This window comes from Terrabacter sp. LjRoot27 (genome assembly GCF_964254175.1).
GTDB lineage: Bacteria > Actinomycetota > Actinomycetes > Actinomycetales > Dermatophilaceae > Terrabacter.
This window is the reverse complement of sequence record NZ_CAXUSS020000001.1, coordinates 3,898,681-3,917,719: the sequence shown is the minus strand read 5'-3', so window position 1 is coordinate 3,917,719 and position 19,039 is coordinate 3,898,681. Positions and strand designations below refer to the sequence as shown.

General features: G+C 70.1%; 11 protein-coding genes. 6 read left to right on the top strand and 5 right to left on the bottom strand.

What is annotated here, in order from left to right; all coding sequences use genetic code 11:
- The first annotated feature begins 18 nt into the window (after window positions 1-18).
- Both ACSQ2D_RS18010 and ACSQ2D_RS18005 read left to right on the top strand, forming a co-directional pair.
- Window positions 19-1,776: an ATP-binding protein gene (locus ACSQ2D_RS18010; RefSeq protein ID WP_435987296.1), complete on the top strand. Its 1,758-nt coding sequence runs from the start codon at window positions 19-21 to the stop codon at window positions 1,774-1,776.
- Complete coding sequence (locus ACSQ2D_RS18005) at window positions 1,773-2,444, top strand: response regulator (protein WP_435987295.1); 672 nt, start codon at window positions 1,773-1,775, stop codon at window positions 2,442-2,444. Before ACSQ2D_RS18010 ends, ACSQ2D_RS18005 begins: the two co-directional genes overlap by 4 nt.
- A gap of 243 nt (window positions 2,445-2,687) precedes the next feature.
- Here the strand turns inward: ACSQ2D_RS18005 and ACSQ2D_RS18000 are convergent, their stop codons facing one another.
- The 3 genes from ACSQ2D_RS18000 to ACSQ2D_RS17990 form a co-directional block, all read right to left on the bottom strand.
- Entirely contained in the window at window positions 2,688-6,299 is a 3,612-nt protein-coding gene (locus tag ACSQ2D_RS18000) for a S8 family serine peptidase (protein WP_435987294.1), read from the bottom strand.
- A gap of 269 nt (window positions 6,300-6,568) precedes the next feature.
- Window positions 6,569-7,120, bottom strand: a complete 552-nt coding sequence (locus tag ACSQ2D_RS17995; protein ID WP_435987293.1) for an FMN-binding protein — start codon at window positions 7,118-7,120, stop codon at window positions 6,569-6,571.
- Window positions 7,117-8,577: a ferredoxin reductase family protein gene (locus ACSQ2D_RS17990; RefSeq protein ID WP_435987292.1), complete on the bottom strand. Its 1,461-nt coding sequence runs from the start codon at window positions 8,575-8,577 to the stop codon at window positions 7,117-7,119. Before ACSQ2D_RS17990 ends, ACSQ2D_RS17995 begins: the two co-directional genes overlap by 4 nt.
- 61 nt (window positions 8,578-8,638) lie before the next feature.
- Between ACSQ2D_RS17990 and ACSQ2D_RS17985 the strand changes: the two genes are divergently transcribed.
- The 4 genes from ACSQ2D_RS17985 to ACSQ2D_RS17970 all read left to right on the top strand — a co-directional run bounded on the left by ACSQ2D_RS17985 (window position 8,639) and on the right by ACSQ2D_RS17970 (window position 16,881).
- A complete protein-coding gene (locus ACSQ2D_RS17985; protein ID WP_435987291.1) occupies window positions 8,639-9,310 on the top strand; it encodes a response regulator transcription factor in 672 nt (223 codons plus the stop codon).
- A gap of 23 nt (window positions 9,311-9,333) precedes the next feature.
- A complete protein-coding gene (locus ACSQ2D_RS17980; RefSeq protein WP_435987290.1) occupies window positions 9,334-10,569 on the top strand; it encodes a sensor histidine kinase in 1,236 nt (411 codons plus the stop codon).
- Window positions 10,570-10,765: 196 nt separating this feature from the next.
- Entirely contained in the window at window positions 10,766-16,471 is a 5,706-nt protein-coding gene (locus ACSQ2D_RS17975) for an OmpL47-type beta-barrel domain-containing protein (protein ID WP_435987289.1), read from the top strand.
- Window positions 16,472-16,581: 110 nt separating this feature from the next.
- A complete protein-coding gene (locus tag ACSQ2D_RS17970; RefSeq protein WP_435987288.1) occupies window positions 16,582-16,881 on the top strand; it encodes a DUF6907 domain-containing protein in 300 nt (99 codons plus the stop codon).
- Here ACSQ2D_RS17970 and ACSQ2D_RS17965 read toward each other — a convergent pair.
- Window positions 16,859-17,479, bottom strand: coding sequence for a response regulator (locus ACSQ2D_RS17965; protein ID WP_435987287.1), 621 nt, complete (start codon window positions 17,477-17,479; stop codon window positions 16,859-16,861). The two genes, ACSQ2D_RS17970 and ACSQ2D_RS17965, sit on opposite strands and share 23 nt — an antisense overlap.
- Before the next feature lie 8 nt (window positions 17,480-17,487).
- Window positions 17,488-18,924, bottom strand: coding sequence for a sensor histidine kinase (locus ACSQ2D_RS17960; RefSeq protein ID WP_435987286.1), 1,437 nt, complete (start codon window positions 18,922-18,924; stop codon window positions 17,488-17,490).
- Between the last annotated feature and the right edge of the window lie 115 nt (window positions 18,925-19,039).

The window sequence follows — 19,039 nt, the reverse complement described above, 5'->3', positions numbered from 1 at the left end:
ATGAAGGTTGAGTTCGTTTTGGTCACGCAGAGACCGGGCCGCTTCGGTCGCCTCTCCCTCGCCGGGCAGCTGCTCGTCGTGCAGATGGTCATCCTCCTCGGGGTGCTCGTGACGGTCGCGCTGGTGTCCCTCGCGCAGTCGGAGTCGACGTTCACGCGCACCGAGGGCCGTCGGGTGTCGGCCATCGCCGAGCAGCTCGCGAGCACCCCGATCGTGCGCACCGAGATGGGTCCCGGCGGGATCGTCAACGTGCTCCCGGCCGTCGTGCAGTCGGTCGTGACGCAGTACAACGTCACGTCGGTGACGCTCGCGGACGCCGACGAGATCGCGCGGGTGTCGTCGGACCCGACGATCGACAAGACCCGGATCCCGCTCGGCGCGCCGGCCGTCGGCGAAGGGGCGAGCTGGACGGGTGTCATGGACGTCCGCGGTGAGCGGATGCTCGTCGCGCAGAGCCCGCTGCTCTACACACCGACGTCGTCGTCGGAGTCGGCGCCGCTGCCCGTCGGCGCCCAGCTGGGCACCGTCATGGTCGCCGTGCGTATGCCGTCCGCCCTCGACCGTCTCCAAGGTGCGTCGTCGTACCTGCCGACCTACCTCGGCATCGCCCTCGTGCTCGGTGGTGTGGGCTCGTGGCTGCTCGCGCGACGCATCAAGCGGCAGACGCTCGGGCTCGAACCGGCCGAGATCACGGGCCTCGCGGAGAGCCGCGAGGCCATGCTCTTCGGGCTGGCCGAGGGGGTCGTCGCGCTCGACACGAACGAGCGGATCACCTTGGTCAACAACGTCGCCCAGCGCCTGCTCGACCTCCCGGAGCACGCCGTGGGGATGCGTCTCGACGACCTGCCGATCGGTCCACGACTGCGCGACGTGCTGCGCGGCGTGACCGACGAGACCGACGAGAACGAGTCGGAGGGGGAGCGCGGGACGGACGACGCGGCCACCGACGCCACGGGTGGTGCGAGCGGCGACGGAGTGCGTCGGGCGCCGCGCGACCAGGTGGTGCTGCGGCGTGGACGGGTGCTCGTCATGAACCGCATGGAGGTCAGCAAGGACGGCCGGCCGCTCGGGTCGGTGACGACGCTGCGCGACCGCACCGAGCTCGCCGACCTCGAGCGCGAGATCGGCTCGTTCCGCAGCACGACCGAGCTGCTCCGGGCGCAGGCGCACGAGTTCGCCAACCAGCTCCACACGATCTCGGGGCTCATCCAGCTCGGGGAGTACGACGAGGTCGTCGGCTACGTCGACGCGGTGAGCGAGCACCGGGCCCAGCTCGACCTGACGGTGTCGCGCCGCATCCGCGACACGGCCGTGACGGCGCTCGTCATGGCCAAGGCCGCGCAGGCGACCGAGCGCCGGGTCGAGCTCCGGGTCTCGGACGACACGTCGCTCGGCCGCATCGGCCAGCGGGACTCGGCGGACGTCGCCGCCGTCGTCGGCAACCTCGTCGACAACGCGATCGACGCCGCCGCGTCGTCCGAGGGCCCCGACAAGTGGGTCGAGCTGACGATCCGGCAGGACGCGAGCTCGCTCGAGGTCAGCGTCGTCGACTCGGGGCCGGGCATCGCGCCCGAGGTCGTGACCGAGGTCTTCACCCACGGCTACACGACGAAGGCGGCCCGGGCGGGGGAGCGTGGCATCGGGCTGGCGCTGACGCGGCTGATCTGCCAACGTCGGGGCGGCGAGGTCGAGGTCGAGAACACCCCGACGGGCGCGAAGTTCGTCGCCCGCCTCACCGTCGAGGCCGCCACCGGGCACGCGGAGGAGAAGCGATGATCACGGTGCTCGTCGTCGACGACGACTTCATGGTGGCCCGCATCCACCGTGGCTTCGTCGAGCGCGTCGACGGCTTCGAGGTCGTCGGCACCGCCCGGACGGGCGACGAGGCGCTGTCGATGGTGGCCGACCTCCGGCCCGACCTCGTGCTGCTCGACCTCTACCTCCCCGACGCGTTCGGGCTCGACGTCGTCACGCGCCTGCGCGCGGCCGGGCACACGTGCGACGTGCTCGTCATCACCGCGGCCAAGGAGGCCGACGCGGTGCGAGCCGCGGTGCGCCAGGGCGTCGTCGGCTACCTCCTCAAGCCCTTCGCCTTCGCCGACCTCGAGCAGCGACTCAGGACGTATGCCGCCGAGCGGGCGCGCGACCTCAGCGACGACCTGACGCAGGAGGAGATCGACGCGGCGTTCTCCACGCAGCCGGTCGGCCGGAGCCCGGTGGCCGCGCTGCCGAAGGGTCTCAGCGCCGAGACGGCGGAGGCGGTTGAGAAGGCGCTCCGCGAGTCGGGCGAGACCCTATCGGCGACGGAATGCGCTGAGGCCGTGGGCATCTCGCGGGTCAGTGCCCGACGCTACCTCGAGCACTTCGTCTCGTTCGGGCAGGCCGAGGTGACCCTGCGCTACGGCGCGACCGGACGTCCGGAACGCCGCTACCGCTGGCTCTGACCGCCCGTCCGTCCGCGCCCCAGGCCGGCCGATCGTCACCCTCGCCACCGTCGAGTGGGCACTTTCTCACACGACAGGTGACCGCGACCGGCGTGCGAGAGTGACCACTCGACGGGGTATGCGGGAGTGACCACTCGACGGGGCGTGCGGGAGTGCCCACTCGACGGGGTGCGCCGCAGGGCCCCGTCCGGGTGGACGGGGCCCTGCGGCATACGTGCCCGGAGCGGGGCTGACGCCCGCCCGTCAGCGGACGGTGACCCGACGCAGCGCGCTGCTCGAACCGACGAAGGCGCTCGACCCGCGGTAGACCCACATGTAGTCGACCGACGCGCTGGGTGCGTGCGCGTAGGAGACCGTGCCCGTCGAGCTCGACGTCCGCGTCACCGTGAGGTTCCACGTCGTCGAACCGACCTTGCGCCAGTAGAGCTGGACCGGGACGCCGGCGATGGCGCCACCGGTGTCGCGTCGGGTCAGCTTGCTCGTCAGGGTGACCGAGCGTCCCTTCGTCAGCGAGGTCGTGCTGGAGCCGATGGTCTCCGCGGTGCCGACGAGCTTGCCCCAGGCGGACGGGCTGTACTTGCCCGACCGGTCCTTGGCCCAGATCTTGAAGCTGTAGGTCGTGCCCTGCGCGAGGGTGACCGTGGCGCTCGTCGCGGTGCCCGAGTAGACCCCCGTGCCGGCCGTGACGTTGGCCGGAGGCGTGGATCCCGTTGACATCCGGACGATGTAGCGGTCGAGGTCGTTGACCGCCGGAGCCTTCCACGTCAGCGTCGCGGCGCGCAGTGCTCCGGTCGCCTTGAACGAGCCGACCGCTGCCGGGGCGAGGTCGACGGTGCGGAAGGTCGACGAGCTGACCTCGGCCATGGTCGCCCCGGACGAGTCCTTCACGCCCGAGACGAGCAGGCGGTAGGGCGCGTAGTCGTAGAGCGCGGCCGTCGGCCTGATCGTCGCGGTGCGCTTGGCGGCGTCGTAGGCCACGGTGGCCGGGACGACGCTGCCGGTGCGGCCGTTGACGACGCGCACGGTCGAGGTGGTCACCGTCGAGGCGTTGACGTCGCGGGCGAAGGTCACCGTCGGCGTCGTCGTGACCGGCAGACCGCTGCCGAAGTCGGCTGGCCAGGTGCTCCGGACGAGGCGCTGCGCTCCGGTCGGCGTGGGTGCGCCGGCGTTGGAGAGCAGGTCGAGACCGTTGTAGGACGGCGCGACGGCATCGATCCTGCCGTCACCCGTGAGGTCCCCGACGGCCAGACCGGTGAGGTCGTAGCTCGAGGGGGAGTTGGCGAAGCTGCCGCTGGCCGCCAGGAGCGTGCCGTCGGCACGCTGCTCGACGACGCTGACGGTGGACCAGCCGCCGTGGGCCATGACGAAGTCGGTGCGGCCGTCGCCGGTGACGTCGGCGGCCTCGAGGGCCTCCGGGATGTCGGGGACGACCATGCTCGTCGGCGTCGCGGCGAGGGTGTGGTCGGCCGCCTGGTGCCAGACGAGCAGGCGGCTGGACGGGCGGTTGCCCCCGGTGGCGGCGACGAGGTCGGTGCGCCCGTCACCGTTGGCGTCGGCGACCGCGATGGCGTTGGTGCCCGAGTCCCCGGGCACCGTCTGCGACGTCGGGGTCCAGCCGGCGGTCGTGTTGTGGAGGACCACCACGGTGTCGCCGCGGCTGCCGGCGACGTCGGGGCGACCGTCGCCGTCGAGGTCCCCGATGACGAGCTTCCTGGCACCGGCGGCGTCGACGACGGTGCGGACCCACGACCCGTCCGTCTGTGCCAGGAGGACGGCGATCTCGGTGTCTGTCGACTGGACGAGGTCGGTGCGACCGTCGCCGTCGAGGTCACCGGCCGCGACGAACGTCGTGCCCGTCGTGTCGGGGACGACCTGCGGCGTGGCCAGCACGTGGGTGTCGGTCTGGCGGAAGAGCTGGATGCCGAGGTCGGTCGAGACGACGACGTCGCGGTTGGTGTCACCGTCGAGCTGCGTCGTCACGACGTTCCGGACGACGGAGGCGCCGGACGTCTCGTAGGCGACGGGGGCCAGGAGTCCGCCGGTCGACTGCTGGCGCAGGACGTGGAGCTGGCCCGTGCTGCTGCCCGGGACCACGCCGGCGACGACGTCGCCCTTGGAGTCACCGGTGACGTCGCCGTAGGCGAGGGGTCCGTAGGCAGCCCCGGGCACGACCTGCGTCGCGGGGTTGAGGATGCCGGCGCCGCCGGGCTCGATGGACAGCGAGTAGTCGCGGTCGTCCCGGGCGCCGTTGAAGTTGCGGACGGTGACGTAGTGCGGGCCGCCGGTGAGGCGGACCGTCGCGGTCTCGGCCTCGCCCTCGGCCGTCTGGTCGACCTCGGCGACGAGCTTGAGGTTCTCGTCGTAGACCGCGAGGACCGGGTCGACGTTCTGGGCGGCGTTGCTGTCGAACCACGGCGGCGTCAGGGTGAAGGTCACCTGGCGCTGGCTCGGCACGTCGAAGCGCCACCAGTCGACGTCGCCCTCGGTGGACAGCGAGCCGTAGGTGAGCCCCGCGGACTCGCGGCCGAGGGCGCGGGAGGGGACGTCGTTGGGCTCGTTGACGCCGTTGGACGGCTGGGCGACGTCGGCCGCCCAGCCGCCGCCGAGGGCGTTGGTCGCGTCGACGATGCCGGCGCCGTAGTAGGGGTCGATGCCGCGCGGGCCCGCGTCGCGAGCGGTCGTGCGCAGCCGGGCCGCGATCTGCGCCGGGGTCATCGACGGGGTCTTGCTGCGCAGCAGCACGGCGATGCCCGCCACGATGGGTGCGGAGAACGACGTGCCGTCGCCGAAGTAGTAGTCGCTGTTGCGCTCGGTCGAGAGGATGCCCCAGCCGGGAGCCGCGACGTCGACCCACGAGCCGTGGGTGCTGAAGTAGGTGAGCTTGCCGGCGTCGTCCGTCGCGGCGACGGCGATGGCCTCGGCGTAGGCCGCGGGGTACTCCGGGCGGTCGCCGCCGGAGTTGCCCGCCGCGACGATGACGACGGCGCCCTTGCCGACGGCGTACTTCACGGCGTCGTGCAGTGCGGGACTGTCGTCGGGACCGCCGAGCGACATGTTGATGATCCGGGCGCCGTGGTCGGCCGCCCACTTGATGCCCTGGACGATGTCGGAGTCGGTGCCCTTGCCCTGCGAGTTGAGCACCTTGACCGGCATGACCTTCGCGTTCCACGCGACGCCGGCGATGCCCTCGGCGTTGTTGGTCTCGGCGGCGATGATGCCCGCGACCATCGAGCCGTGTCCCCTGTCGTCGCTCGCCGCCCCGGCCGCGATGCCGACGTCGGTGATCGCGTTGAAGCCGGCGACGGTGCGACCGGTGAGGTCGGGGTGCTTGCCGTTGACGCCGGTGTCGAGGACCGCGACGACCTGCGAGAGCGAGCCCTTCGAGCGGTCCCACGCGGTGGGCATCCGCACCGTCTTGAGGTACTCCTGCTCGCGCGTCGTGGCGTAGAAGTAGTCGTTGGGGGTGGCGCTGGCCTCGCGGACGTAGTCGAGCGTGACCTCGGCGACCGACGGGTCGGCGCTCAGGCGGCTGGCGAGCTCGTCGGCGCGGCCGGTCGTCGTGACCTTGACGAAGTCCGTGCCGGCGAGCGCCTGCGCGCCCCGGCCGCCGCGGCTCTGCACGGCCGTGTCACGGGTGGCCTGGCCGGCTGACTTCTTGAACTTGACGAGCACCGTGTGCGGGTCGTGCTCGGTCGCGTTCTTGGCGTTGCGCGCGGGGTGAGGCAGGTGCTTGGCCGCGACCTTCTTCGCCGACGGGGTGGGTGCCGCCGAAGCGGTGGTGGACGTGGTGAGGACCGTGACGGGCGCGATGAGCGCAAGCGTCAGGACCGCGGCGAAAGGCCGGCGACCGAGCATGGAGGAGCCCCTGTGAGAAGTGAAGATGCGAGCGCATCATGGCAGAGCACGGGGTCCCGGATGTCAGGAACGACCTGACTTCTGCACGGATGTGCACCCTCGGCGGAGAGCGCGTGGCCCCGAGCACCCGGGCACACGGCATACGCCATCGGGCGGAGGGCGTATGCCGGGTGCTGGGCTCGGGGGGAGAGGTGCGGCCCGCCGACCACAAGGGAAGATCGGCGGGCCGCGTCGCGGGCACCCTGTCGGGTGCGGTTCGTGGGGGCTCGTCAGCCCAGGTGGGCCGCGTCGATCGCCGACTGGAGGCTCTGCTGGTAGGCCTCGCTCGTGTAGGTGGCACCGCTGACGACGTCGATCTGGGCCGACTGCGCGGCGAGGGCCTCCTGCCGCAGCGTCGGGGCGGCGCCGGCGCTGATGGACACCGACGTGCGGGAGCTGTCGGTGAGCTGGAGGGCGTGGACGTTGGTGATCTTCGTGCCCGTGAAGCTGACGCGCACCTGGACGGAGCCGTACTGCGTCCCGACGACGGCGCCGTCGACGGTGCCGGAGCGGGGTGCGGCGGCGGCTGCCTTGGGGGCCGCGCCCGACGTCTTCGAGCCGCTCGACGTCTTCGAGCTGCCAGACGCCCTGGTGGCGCCGGAGGTCTTAGAGCTGCCGGAGGGCCTCGGCGGTGCGGCGGCGACGGGCGTGCCGGCCTTGGCCGACGAGAGGATGTGGACGCCCGTGACGGCGGCGTGCTTCGGCGCGAGCCCGGTGGCCCAGGACGCGCTCAGCGTGACGATGCCGGCCAGGCCGACGAGGGCGGTCGTTGCCTTCCTCACCAGGAGAACCTTTCGCCGTGGATGTGGGCCTTGGGGATGCCGCCCTCGAGGAGGCTGCGGTGGACGAGGTTCATCCAGCCGCCGGGGCCGCACAGGTAGGCCTCGTGGCGGCGCAGGTCGGGGACGAGCTCGGCAAGCCGCTCGGCGTCGGGGACCGGCCGGCCGCCGGAGTGGTCGGGTGGCAGCCACGAGCCGTTCACCGGGGGGCCGACGAGGAGGAGCAGCTGGTGGCCGCCGACGGCGGTGAGGTGCTCGAGCTCGTGGCGCAGGGCGAGCTGTGACTCGTCGTTGGCGCGGTAGACGACGGTGACGTCGCCGGGCCCGGCGTGGCCGTGGCGCACGAGCTCCTCGAGGATCGAGCGGACCGGCGTGACGCCGATGCCGGCGGCGAGGAGCAGGACGCGACGGCGCACGCGCCGGCGGGCGGTGAAGGCGCCGTACGGGCCCTCGAAGAGGACGCGCGTGCCGGGTCGCAGGTGGGCCAGGCGGCTCGAGTGGTCGCCGAGCTCGCGCACCGTGATGCGGAGGTGGCGGCCGTCGGGGGCGCTCGAGATCGACCACGGGTGGGCGGTCGCGAGCAGGCGGGGGCTGACGAAGCGCCAGTTGAGGTACTGGCCGGCGCGGACCGGGAGCGTGTCGAGGTGGCGTCCCCTCATCCACACCGACCACACGCCGGGGGCCTCCTCGACGACGTCGGTGACGCGCAGCTGGTGACGCAGGCTGCGGGCGACGGGGACGAGCAGGCGCCACCAGAGGACGCTGGCCGCGACGAGGACGAAGAGGGTCCACCAGTAGGTGCGCACCCACGGCGAGGCGGTGAAGTCCGAGCCGATCGACAGCTCGTGCGGCACGGCGAGGACGACGGCGGCATACGACGTCAGGTGCACGAGGTGCCACCACTCGTAGGAGAGGCGGCGGCGCGCGATGCTGACCGACGTCACGGCGATGACGACGAGCAGGGCGGTCGCGATGAAGGCGAAGAGGAGGTCGCTGCCGCCGGTGAGCAGCCGGAACGACTCGACGACCGGCGCGAACGGACCGTGCAGGTCGTCGCGCGCGGCGTAGCCGACGACGATGGCGCCGACGTGGACGAGCACGAGCGGGACGGTGACGCGGCCGAGGACGCGGTGCGCCTTGAGCGCCCGGTCCATCCCGTAGACGCGGTCGATCCACGGCACGCGGGCCGCGAGGAGCAGCTGGATGAGCAGCAGGTCCATCGCGACGAGGCCGGTGAGGCGCCCGACGGCGATGAGGGTGGTGCTGCCCGGGCCGGCGACGAGGTCGTGGCTGCCCCCGCCGAGGAGGAACTGCGCCACGACGGCGAGCAGGCTCGCGATGGCGAGGGTCTCGAGGAGGTCGCCCGTGCGGGCCTGCCAGCGGCGGAAGTCCGCGCCGGCACGCAGGGCGCGACGGACCCGGCTCGGGGTCCCGCGGTGTGGTGCGATGGTGGTGCTCACGTAGACGATGGTGGTCACGTGATCTCAGAAAGTTATGAGACGGGAAGGGGAGGGTCGGTCCATGACCACGTCGCCGATCCGCCCGCGACTGCTGCTCGTCGAGGACGATCCCGACCTCTCGCAGATGCTCACCGAGCTGCTCGGCGAGGAGGGGTATGCCGTCACGGCCGTTCGTGACGGCCAGGCGGGCCTCCACCGTGGCCTCGTCGACGACTGGGACGTGCTCGTCGTCGACCGTGGGCTGCCGGGCATCGAGGGCGTCGACCTCGTGACGCGGCTGCGCTCGCGGGGGCTGACGGCGCCCGTCCTCTTCCTCACCGCGCGGGGCACGGTCGCCGACCGCGTCGAGGGTCTCGACGCCGGCGCGCAGGACTACGTCGTCAAGCCCTTCGACGTCGACGAGGTGCTCGCGCGGCTGCGCGCCCTGCTGCGCCCGATGGGTGGGGCGACGGGCGAGCTGACCGTCGGGGCCCGGCGGCTCGTGGTCGGCGAGCAGCGTCTCGTCGGCGGTGACGGCGAGGTCATGCTGTCGGGGCGCGAGGCCCGACTGCTCGAGACGCTGGCACGCCGGCCCACGCGGGTCTTCACCCGGGACGAGCTGCTCGTCGCGGCCTTCGACAACGCCGACACGCTCGGGGCCGTCGACACCTACGTCTACTACCTGCGCCGCAAGCTCGGGAAGTCCGTCATCGAGACCGTGCACGGCGTCGGCTACCGGCTCGGGGCGTCCTGATGGGCCGGCGCTCGAAAGGGTCTGTGGGGGAGAGCGATCCGCTGCGGCGGGCCTCGCGCACGGTGGCGCTGCGCGTCGGCGCGACGACCGCGCTCGTGGTGCTGCTCGCCATCATCGGCACGGCCCTGCTCTTCGACCGGCAGCAGCTCGCCGAGATCCGCGGGCGCACCGAGACGGCCGCCCGGACGGCCGACGACGTCGTCGACGCCCCGCCGGGCACGTGGCTCGTCAAGCTGACCGAGTCGGGGCAGGAGGCGACGCGGTCGATGCCAGCGGAGCTGGCCGCTGCGGCCTCGGCCGTCGGGCCGGACGTGTCGGGTGCGACGAGCCTCACCGCCGACGGGCGGTCGTGGCCCGCGTGGGTCGACCAGCGCGAGGGCGGGCGCTACGTCGCGGTCTACGACATCCGCCTGCACACCGGCGAGGAGCAGCGACTGCTCGTGTCGACCGCTGCGGCCGGGGTGTTCGGGGTGCTCTTGGCTGCGCTGACCGGTCTGTTGGCGGGGCGGCGCGCGGTGCGGCCGCTCGGTGAGGCCATGGAGCTGCAGCGCCAGTTCGTCGCCGACGCCTCGCACGAGCTGCGGACGCCACTGGCCGTCATCAGCACCCGCGCCCAGATGCTGCGGCGTCACGTCGCCGCGGATGTCGCTGCGGATGCTGCGGCCGGCGGCGGGGACCCGACGTCGGCGCGCCGGCTGGCCGAGGTCGACCAGCTCGTCCACGACACCCAGGCCATGGCCGACGTCGTGTCCGACCTGCTGCTCTCGGCGCAGCTCGAGCACGTCGACGAGGTGGCCGAGCGGGTCGACCTGGGCGCGCTCGCGTCGGAGGTCGTCACGTCGCTGCTGCCATATGCCGCGGACCACGGGGTGACGCTCGTCGACGAGGCGGCCGGGGCTGGTGGGTGCGTCGTGCTGGGAGTGAGGCCGAGCCTCCGGCGCTCGGTGCTGGCGCTCGTCGACAACGCGATCGCCCACTCCGAGAAGGGGACTCGCGTCGAGGTGAGGTCTGGCGTCTCCGAGGATCAGGTGCGTGTCGACGTGGTCGACCACGGCGACGGAGTCGATGTCGCGGACGTCGAGCAGCTGTCGCGCCGCTTCTCCCGCGGTGACGGAGGGGCGGGTAGCCGACGCGTCGGGCTGGGGCTGGCGCTCGTGACCCAGATCGTCCGGTCGCACGGTGGCCGGCTCGACGTGACGGAAACGCCTGGCGGGGGAGCGACGTTCAGTGTGCTGATCCCTGCCACTGCTGCCGACTGACGTCTGTCATGGCTCCGCCCGCGGTATCGAGGACACGTTTAGACATTTGAACGCGGCCGTCGAGCGTGAACGCCTCGGCGTTTGGGTGGTTGAACGTCAAACCGCTCCGGGTGGGACGAAAACACTCATACCTTCTGGGTGTGCGGCGGGGGCCCGGCACACCCACTTCGTGTTGATTAGGTGAGGGGAACCTGGGATGAACATCCAGACGAGCGCGGTTCAGGGCGCGCAGTCACGCTCCAGGCGTGGCACGACGAGCAAGATGCGGAGACTGTTGGCGGGGGTCGCCACGGGTGCTCTCGTCCTCGGGGGCGTCAACCTCGTGGGGGCGTCGGCGTCGAGCGTCTCGAGCGCGGTCTTCAGCGGCGGCGCGGGGACCGTGAGTGTGGGAAGCACGCTCTACGCCAAGCAGGGGGCCGCGCTGACGCTGACGGTGACCACGTCGAATGACACCCAGTGCGTCGTTGTGACGGGGGCGGCCACGCTGCCTCGCCAGACGTCCTTGACGGCCAAGTCGAACTGGACGTTCACGACCACTGCACCGGCCGGGAACGGGGCCCAGGCCTTTACCGTGGCTGCTTCCCCGAACTTCAACGCCAACAACTGCACCGGTCAGACCAACTCCACCCAGGCGAGCTACACCCTCGACAACACGGGGCCGGTCGTCACGGCCGCGCTGTCCCCGGCACCGAATGGCGCGGGCTGGAACAACGGCGATGTGACCGTCAGATGGACCGCGACCGACGCCGGCTCCGGAGTTGCCGCGGCTCAGCCCTTCCAGACCGACTCGGCAATCAGCGCCAACGGCATCGTCACCAAGACGGCGCCTGCGCAGTCCGACCGGTTGGGCAACACCGGAGCGTCAGGCTCCGTCACGGTTCGGCTGGACAAGGCGAAGCCAAGCATCAGTGGAACGCAGAAGGACAACGGTGATGGCACGGTCACCGTTACTTTCACGTGTGACGACGGCAACTCTGGCGGTGGCGAGGCCTCCGGCATCGCGTCATGTGCCGCGGACGGAACCAGCCCGGCGTCGAGCTCGAAGACCGTCCCGGGCGGCACGACCGTCACCGGCACCGCTACGGACAACGCGGGCAACACCGCCACCGCTTCCGTCACCACCACGGTTGCCCCGATTGACAAGACGGCGCCGACGATCACGCACGCCGTGTCACCGGCGCCCAACGCCGCAGGCTGGAACAAGGCTGACGCGACCGTCACGTTCAGCTGCGCCGACGAGACCGGAGGCTCGGGTCTCGCGTCCTGCGTCGCGGACGGTGGCACCACGGCTTCCAAGACGGTCAGCACCGAGACGAACGGCACGCTCGTCAGCGGTACCGCCACCGACAAGGCCGGCAACAAGGCCACCGACTCCGTGACGGTCAAGCTCGACAAGACCAACCCGACCATCACCGCGACCGCCAACGGCACCAAGAACGCCGCCGGTTGGTACAAGGACGACGTCACGGTGAGCTACACCGCGAGCGATGCGCTCTCCGGCATCAGCGGCATTCCGGCTTCGAAGGTCCTTACCGAGGGCGCGGACCAGAGCGCCAGCGCCACCGTCACAGACGCCGCGGGTAACTCGGCAAGTGCCGGCGTCACCGGCGTCAACATCGACAAGACCCCGCCGGTTCTCAGCGGTTCGTTCCCCAACGGCTGGCAGAAGGACGACGTGACCGTCACCTGGACCTGCACCGACACCCTCTCCAAGGTCGCGAGCCCACCCAGCAACGACGTGGTCAAGGGCGAGGGCTCGAACCTCTCCTCGACGGCCACCTGCACGGACAACGCCGGCAACAACACCACCAAGACGGTCTTCGGCATCCAGATCGACCGCACCGCCCCCAACACCGGGATCAGCGGCACGTCGAACGCCTGGGTCAACGGCGAGGTCAACGTCACCCTGTCGCCCACCGACAACGGCTCCGGCGTCGCCTCGACGACGTACTCGGTCGACAACGGCACGCAGCAGACCGGGACGAGCTTCAAGCTGTCCACCGAGGGTGACCACACGGTGACGTTCTTCAGCACCGACGTGGCCGGCAACGCGGAGGCCGCGAAGACGGTCCACGTGCTGATCGACAAGACCCTGCCGACCATCGGCCACGGATTCACTCCGCCGTCCTACAAGAACGGGGCATGGACGAACGGAAACGTCGACGTGGCCTTTACGTGCGCCGACCAGGGCGGCTCGGGCGTCGCCAGCTGCACCGGCGACGCCACCGTGACCACCGAGGGTACCGGTCAGGAGGTCGTGGGGACCGCCAAGGACGGCGCGGGGAACTCCGCGACGGACACCGCGCTGGTCAGCATCGACAAGACGGCCCCGAAGATCTCCGGGTCTGTGGACCGGGCCGCCAACGACAACCAGTGGTACAACGACGACGTCACGGTGACGTTCACCGCGACTGACGACCGGTCCGGCGTGGCCTCGAAGACGGCCGACAAGGTCCTCGTCCAGGGCGCAGACCAGGCGGTCACCGGCACGGCGACGGACGCTGCGGGCAACTCTGATAGCGCCACGGTCTCCGGCATCAGCATCGACAAGACCGGCCCGGTGCTTGCAAGCTCGTTCTCGAGCGGCTGGCACAACGGCGACGTGACGGTCAGTTGGACCTGCACCGACCCGCTGTCGGGACCGGCCGCGCAGCCTGCTGACTCCATCGTGAAGGGTGAGGGCGGCAATCTGTCCGCCACCGCCACCTGCATCGACAGGGCCGGCAACACCACCAGCACGACGGTCAGCGGGATCCAGATCGACCGGAACGCCCCCAGCACCTCTGCATCGGTGTCCGGTGCTCTGACCAACGGTTGGTACAACAAGGACGTCAGTTTCACGCTGGCTGCCAGTGACAACCTGTCCGGCGTGGCCCACACGTTCTACTCGATCGACGGTGGTCCCGGGCAGGCCTACAACGCCGCGGTGGTCATCGGCACCGACGGCACCCACACGGTGAAGTACTGGAGCACCGACAATGCTGGGAACGTCGAGGACAGGGCGGGCAACAGCATCACGCTGAAGCTCGACAAGACGCCGCCGACTCTGACCGGCAAGGCCACGGTCGGCCCGAATGCCAATGGCTGGTACAACGGTGACGTCACCGTCGTCTGGACCTGCTCGGAAGACGGCTCTGGCCTCGACGCGAACTGTCCGGCCGACAGCACCGTCACCGGTGAGGGCGAGAACCTGGGCGCCAACGCCTCGGTCAACGACCTGGCCGGGAACGTCACCAAGGCCAAGGTCGACGGCATCAAGATCGACGTCACCGCCCCGACCACCACGTCGAGCGTGCCGCAGGTCCCGGCCAGCGGCTGGTACGGCGACGCGGTCCAGGTCACCTTGACCGGCCACGACAACCTGTCGCAGGTGGACGCGACCTACTACACGGTCGACGGGGGAACTGCTCAGGCCTACAGCGGCGCCTTCCCGTTCGGCACCGAGGGCACGCACGAGATCGCCTTCTGGAGCAAGGACAACGCCGGCAATGTTGAGACCGCGGGTGCTCCGATCACCCTGAGTATCGACACGACGGCGCCGGTCACCAAGGTGATCAACCCGATCTCGCCGGACAGCGGCTGGTTCGTCACCAGCGGCATCCCGGTCGCGTTTGACGCGTCGGACGTCACGTCCGGCGTGAAGGCGACGTACTACACGATCGACGGCGGCGCCAAGCAGACCTACGGCGAGCCGTTCACCGCGGACCTCTCCACCGGCACGCACACCATCTCCTACTGGAGCGGGGACATTGCCGGCAACGAGGAGGCGCACGGGACGACCAACACCATCCAGGTGAAGGTGGACACGATCGCGCCGACGATCACCTCGACGCGCACCCCGGTCGCCAACTCGTTCGGCTGGAACAACACCGACGTCAAGGTCGCGTTCAGCTGCACGGACGCCGACTCTGGGATTCCGGCCGACGTCACGGACGGCATCGCCGGCTGTGGCCCGGACCAGACCGTGGCCAGCGAGGGCGAGAACCAGTCGGTCCAGGGAGACACCCAGGACGTGGCCGGCAACACGAACTCGGTGACCGTCGGCAAGATCAGCATCGACAAGACTGCTCCTTCCCTGACGGGTGCGCCGACGGGCGACTCGAACGGTGGCGAGTGGTACCGCAGCGACGTGTCCGTCGCCTGGACCGGGACGGATGGCCTGTCGGGCATCAACCCGGCGACCCAGCCGGCCAACAGCAAGATCGCGGGTGAGGGCCGCAACCAGGGCACCTCGGCCACGATCAGCGACAAGGCGGGCAACCCGGGCACCGGGTCGGTCAGCGGGATCAACATCGACCGGGCTCCGCTTGGCATCACCGCCCAGCTGCCCGCCGGCAAGAACGCCGCCGGTTGGTATCGCGGGGACGTCATCATTGGCTTCACCTGCTCCGACCCAGCCCTGGCCGACGGCAGCGCCGGCTCGGGGCAGGGCACCTGCCCCTCCGACGCCGTGGTGTCCGGTGACGGAGCCAACCAGAGCGTCACCAGCGCCGAGGCGAAGGACGTCGCGGGCAACACGAGCACCAAGACGGTGACCGGCATAAACATCGACGGCCACGAGCCGCAGACCACCGCCGACAACCAGTGCACGACCACCAACGGCTACTGCACCGGTGCCACCGCCACAGTCGTGCTGAACGCGACTGACGTCGGCCCGTCCGGTGTCAGCGAGATCCACTACGCCGTGAACGGCGGCAGCGAGCAGGTGGCGGCGGGTGCGAGCAAGTCGGTCAGCGTCCCGCTGAGCGGCACGGGCACGGCAAGCGTGAAGTACTACGCGGTCGACGTGGCCGGGAACGTGGAGCGCACCAACGAGGTCGCACTGAAGTACGACAACATCGCTCCGACTGTGACCCACACGGTGAACCCGAAGGCGAACGCGTCGGACTGGAACAACAGCGACGTCACGGTGCACTTCGACGCGAAGGACACGGACCCGGGCTCGGGCGTTGCAGCCGGCAGCGTCACCACCGACCAGGTCATCAGCGCCGAGACCAGCACGACTGGCCTGGCTGTCAACGGCTCGGCAAAGGACACCGCTGGGAACATCGGCACGGACTCGGTGACCGTCAAGCTCGACAAGACCAAGCCGTCCATCAGCGGTTCCGTGGTCAGCGGCACCACCGGCAAGAACGGCTGGTACGTCAGCCCGGTCAAGGTCCACTTCGCCTGCTCCGACACACTCTCCGGTTGGGCCACCTGCCAGGACGACGTGACGCTCTCGAGCAACGGAGCGAATCAGTCGGCCAATGGATCCGCCAAGGACTTCGCGGACAACGTCGGCACGACCTCGGTCTCAGGGATCAGCATCGACAACGAGAACCCGACGATCACGTCGGTGAACGTGACCAACGGCTTCTACAGCCTCGGTGCCACCCCCGCGGCGGCCTGTACCGCGACGGACGACTTCTCCGGCCTCGACACCTGCAAGGTGGCCGTGACCGGTGGCTCCAACGGCGTGGGCACGTTCAGCTGGACGGCGACCGCCACAGACAAGGCAGGCAACTCCGTCAGCCAGACGGGCACCTACAAGGTCGTCTACAAGTTCGACGGTTTCCTGCAGCCGATCAACGACACGGCGCACCAGGTCGGCACCTCGACCAGTGTCTTCAAGTCGGGCAGCACCATCCCGGTGAAGTTCGTGCTGAAGAACGCTGCTGGACAGGCCGTGCAGTCAATCAACGCGCCGGTCTGGCTGACCCCGGTCAAGGGTGGGGCGATGAGCCTTCCAGTCGATGAGACGTTGCAGACCGTCTCGGCGGACAGCGGGTCGACGTTCCGGTACGACGCGGGGCAGTACATCTACAACTGGAAGACGCCGAGCACGGGAGGCAGCTACTACCAGATCGGCGTCAGACTCGACGACGGCCAGACGTACTTCGTCACCATCGGCCTTCGCTGAGGATCGCAGCTCTGAGGCTCGAGGGGGCTGAGGGGAATGAGGGGTCCCGCGTCGGTGACGACGCGGGACCCCTCGCACCAGAACCGAGCATCTCTAGCAGGAGGGATGTCATGACCACCGCCAACAGCCCGTATGCCGGCCGGCCGGCCGGTTGCCCGACCTGGTGCGTGCAGCGACACGGCATACGCACGGGGGAGGACGACGCCGTCCACATGAGCGGTGAGCTGCTCGTCAGAGGTGTCTCGCTGCGGCTGTGCACGACCATCGAGCCGGACACGGGCCAGTTGGACGGTCCCTACGTCCTGCTGGGCGGCGAGGAGTACACGCTCCATGAGGCTGATGCCCTCATCGACGCCCTGACCCACCTCGTCGACGAGGGGGTCGGAGTCATTCGCCGCGCAAGAGCTTGAAGGCGCTCTCCCGGTCCTTGACCCGGAGCTTCTTCAAGACCGATGACACGTGGACCCGGACCGTCGTCGCCGACAGGAAGAGGCGGCCGGCCACCTCGTCGGTGGCAAGCCCCTCGCTGAGCAGCTGCATCACCTCCCACTCGCGCGCGCTGAGCTTCGCTGCCGCGGTGGATCGTCCGAAGCGACGCTTCGTGGGTGCGCGGAACTCGTCCATGATCCGCGCGACCAGGCGGGGCGACATGGTGCCTTCTCCCGCTATGACTCGGCGTAGCCGGTCAGGGAGCTCGGCAGGATCCGTGTCCTTGAGCAGGTAGCCGGAGGCGCCGGCGCGCAACGAGTCGAAGAGGTCCTCGTCCTCGGCCGACTGCGTGAGCATCACGACGGCGACCTCGGGCGCGAGCTTCGCGATGTCGTGGGCCGCTTGGATGCCGTTACCGGGCATGTGAATGTCCAGGAGGGCCACGTCCGGTCGGTGCTCCGTGACCAGGCGGACGGCGTCCGCAGCGCTCGCTCCCTCGCCGCACACGTCACAGCCTCCGGCCTCGAGTGCATCCCGGATGCGGCCGCGCATGCGTGTGTGGTCGTCGGCGATGACCACACGTATCGTCACCACGTCACCGCCACGGTCGTGCCCTGTCCGGGTGCCGAGTCGATGGTGAACGAACCATGGAGGGACGTGGCCCGGTCGGCCATACTCGTCAGGCCGTACCCCGTCGCACCGTGTCTGGCCTGGCTGACATCGAATCCAACCCCGTCGTCCTGGACAAGCAGCTGACGTCCCTGCTCACCGCCTGTCAGGCGGAGCCGGACCCGGTCTGCTCTGCCGTGTCGGATCGCATTGGACACCGCTTCCCGCGTGATGCGCACGAGGGTGTGGCGCTGGTCGGCATCAGCCGACACCGAGTCGTCCAGCTCCACTTCGAGGCTGGCATTGTAGCGCTCCGCCACCTGCCGAGCGGCTCGGTGAAGCACGAACCCGAGCGGCTCATCACTGCTGCGCCCCAAGGCGTCCACCGCGGCCCGTGCCTCATCGAGGGCTCGATCGCACGCGTCAAGCACTCGCTGACGTGTTCCCAGTTCCCTTGCGAGCGTTGACGTCTCAGAGCGGATGTAGGTGAGCTCCTGCACCACACCGTCGTGGAGCTCGCGAGCCAGGCGACGCCGATCATCGAGGACGGCCGCTCGGGCCTGGGCCGACCAGTATCGACTAATCTCCCGCGCCGCGCCGAGAAGAAGCACCGCGTACGAGGCCGTGCGGAGGAGGTCGCCGGTGTAGAGCCAGTCGCTGTAGAGCGAGGGGAAGAGGACGTAGTTGAGGCGTGCAAAGGCAGCAAGGGCGAAGGCCGGGCCGAGCCAACGAACGAGCTCGTCGTTCAGTCCGAAGCGGCGTCCGGCCAGCATCGCGAAACGGACCGAGGCGACCGCAAAACAGATGGCCGTCAGACCATGCGCCACGAGAAGGGCAGGGTGCCCGGTGATGACCGGTTGTTGAGCAGAGGCGGGAGGCGTGGGTGCCATGGCCAACGGCAGGAGGCTCCTCCCCACCCACGTCAGGATCATCCCGACCATGATGACCATCCACGCCAACAGTGCGGTTGCTCGCCCGCGACGTCCCGTGACGAGCCGCTCCCCTGTCATCGAGGCCGCCAGCACGAACGCGGCTCCCGTCACGCGAAGCCCCACCGGGAGCCAGACATCGGAACGTCCGTCGTGCAACCCGAGCAGATGAAGGCTGAGCGTCATACCCAGGCCGGCTACGGCGAGGAGGAACAGGCCTTGGGCCAGGAGTAGGTCTTGCAGGCGTCTGCTGCGCCGGTAGCGGCCGAACAGCAGGTAGGAGACGAGCAGGGCGACGCTCGTGTCCAGGGAGTCCAGGACGAGATGCAGGTCCGGGTTGTGGTAGGCGAAGACCAGATAGGGGGTGCCGAGGATCGCCGCCGTGACCGCGACGCCGAGGACCCATCCGGCCAGCGTGGGCACAGCAGCGCCGGCGGCCTGCCGTCGGCCCGCGACACTGCGGCCAGCCCACCCCAACTGGTACATGAGGCGGAGTTTAAGTTCGTGGTGTGCTGGCGGTATGCCAATTGGTTCAACCGCTTCTATAAACGGTAAAACGGTGATGAGGTGGCAGAACTCAGGCGTGTCAAACGCAGGCAAA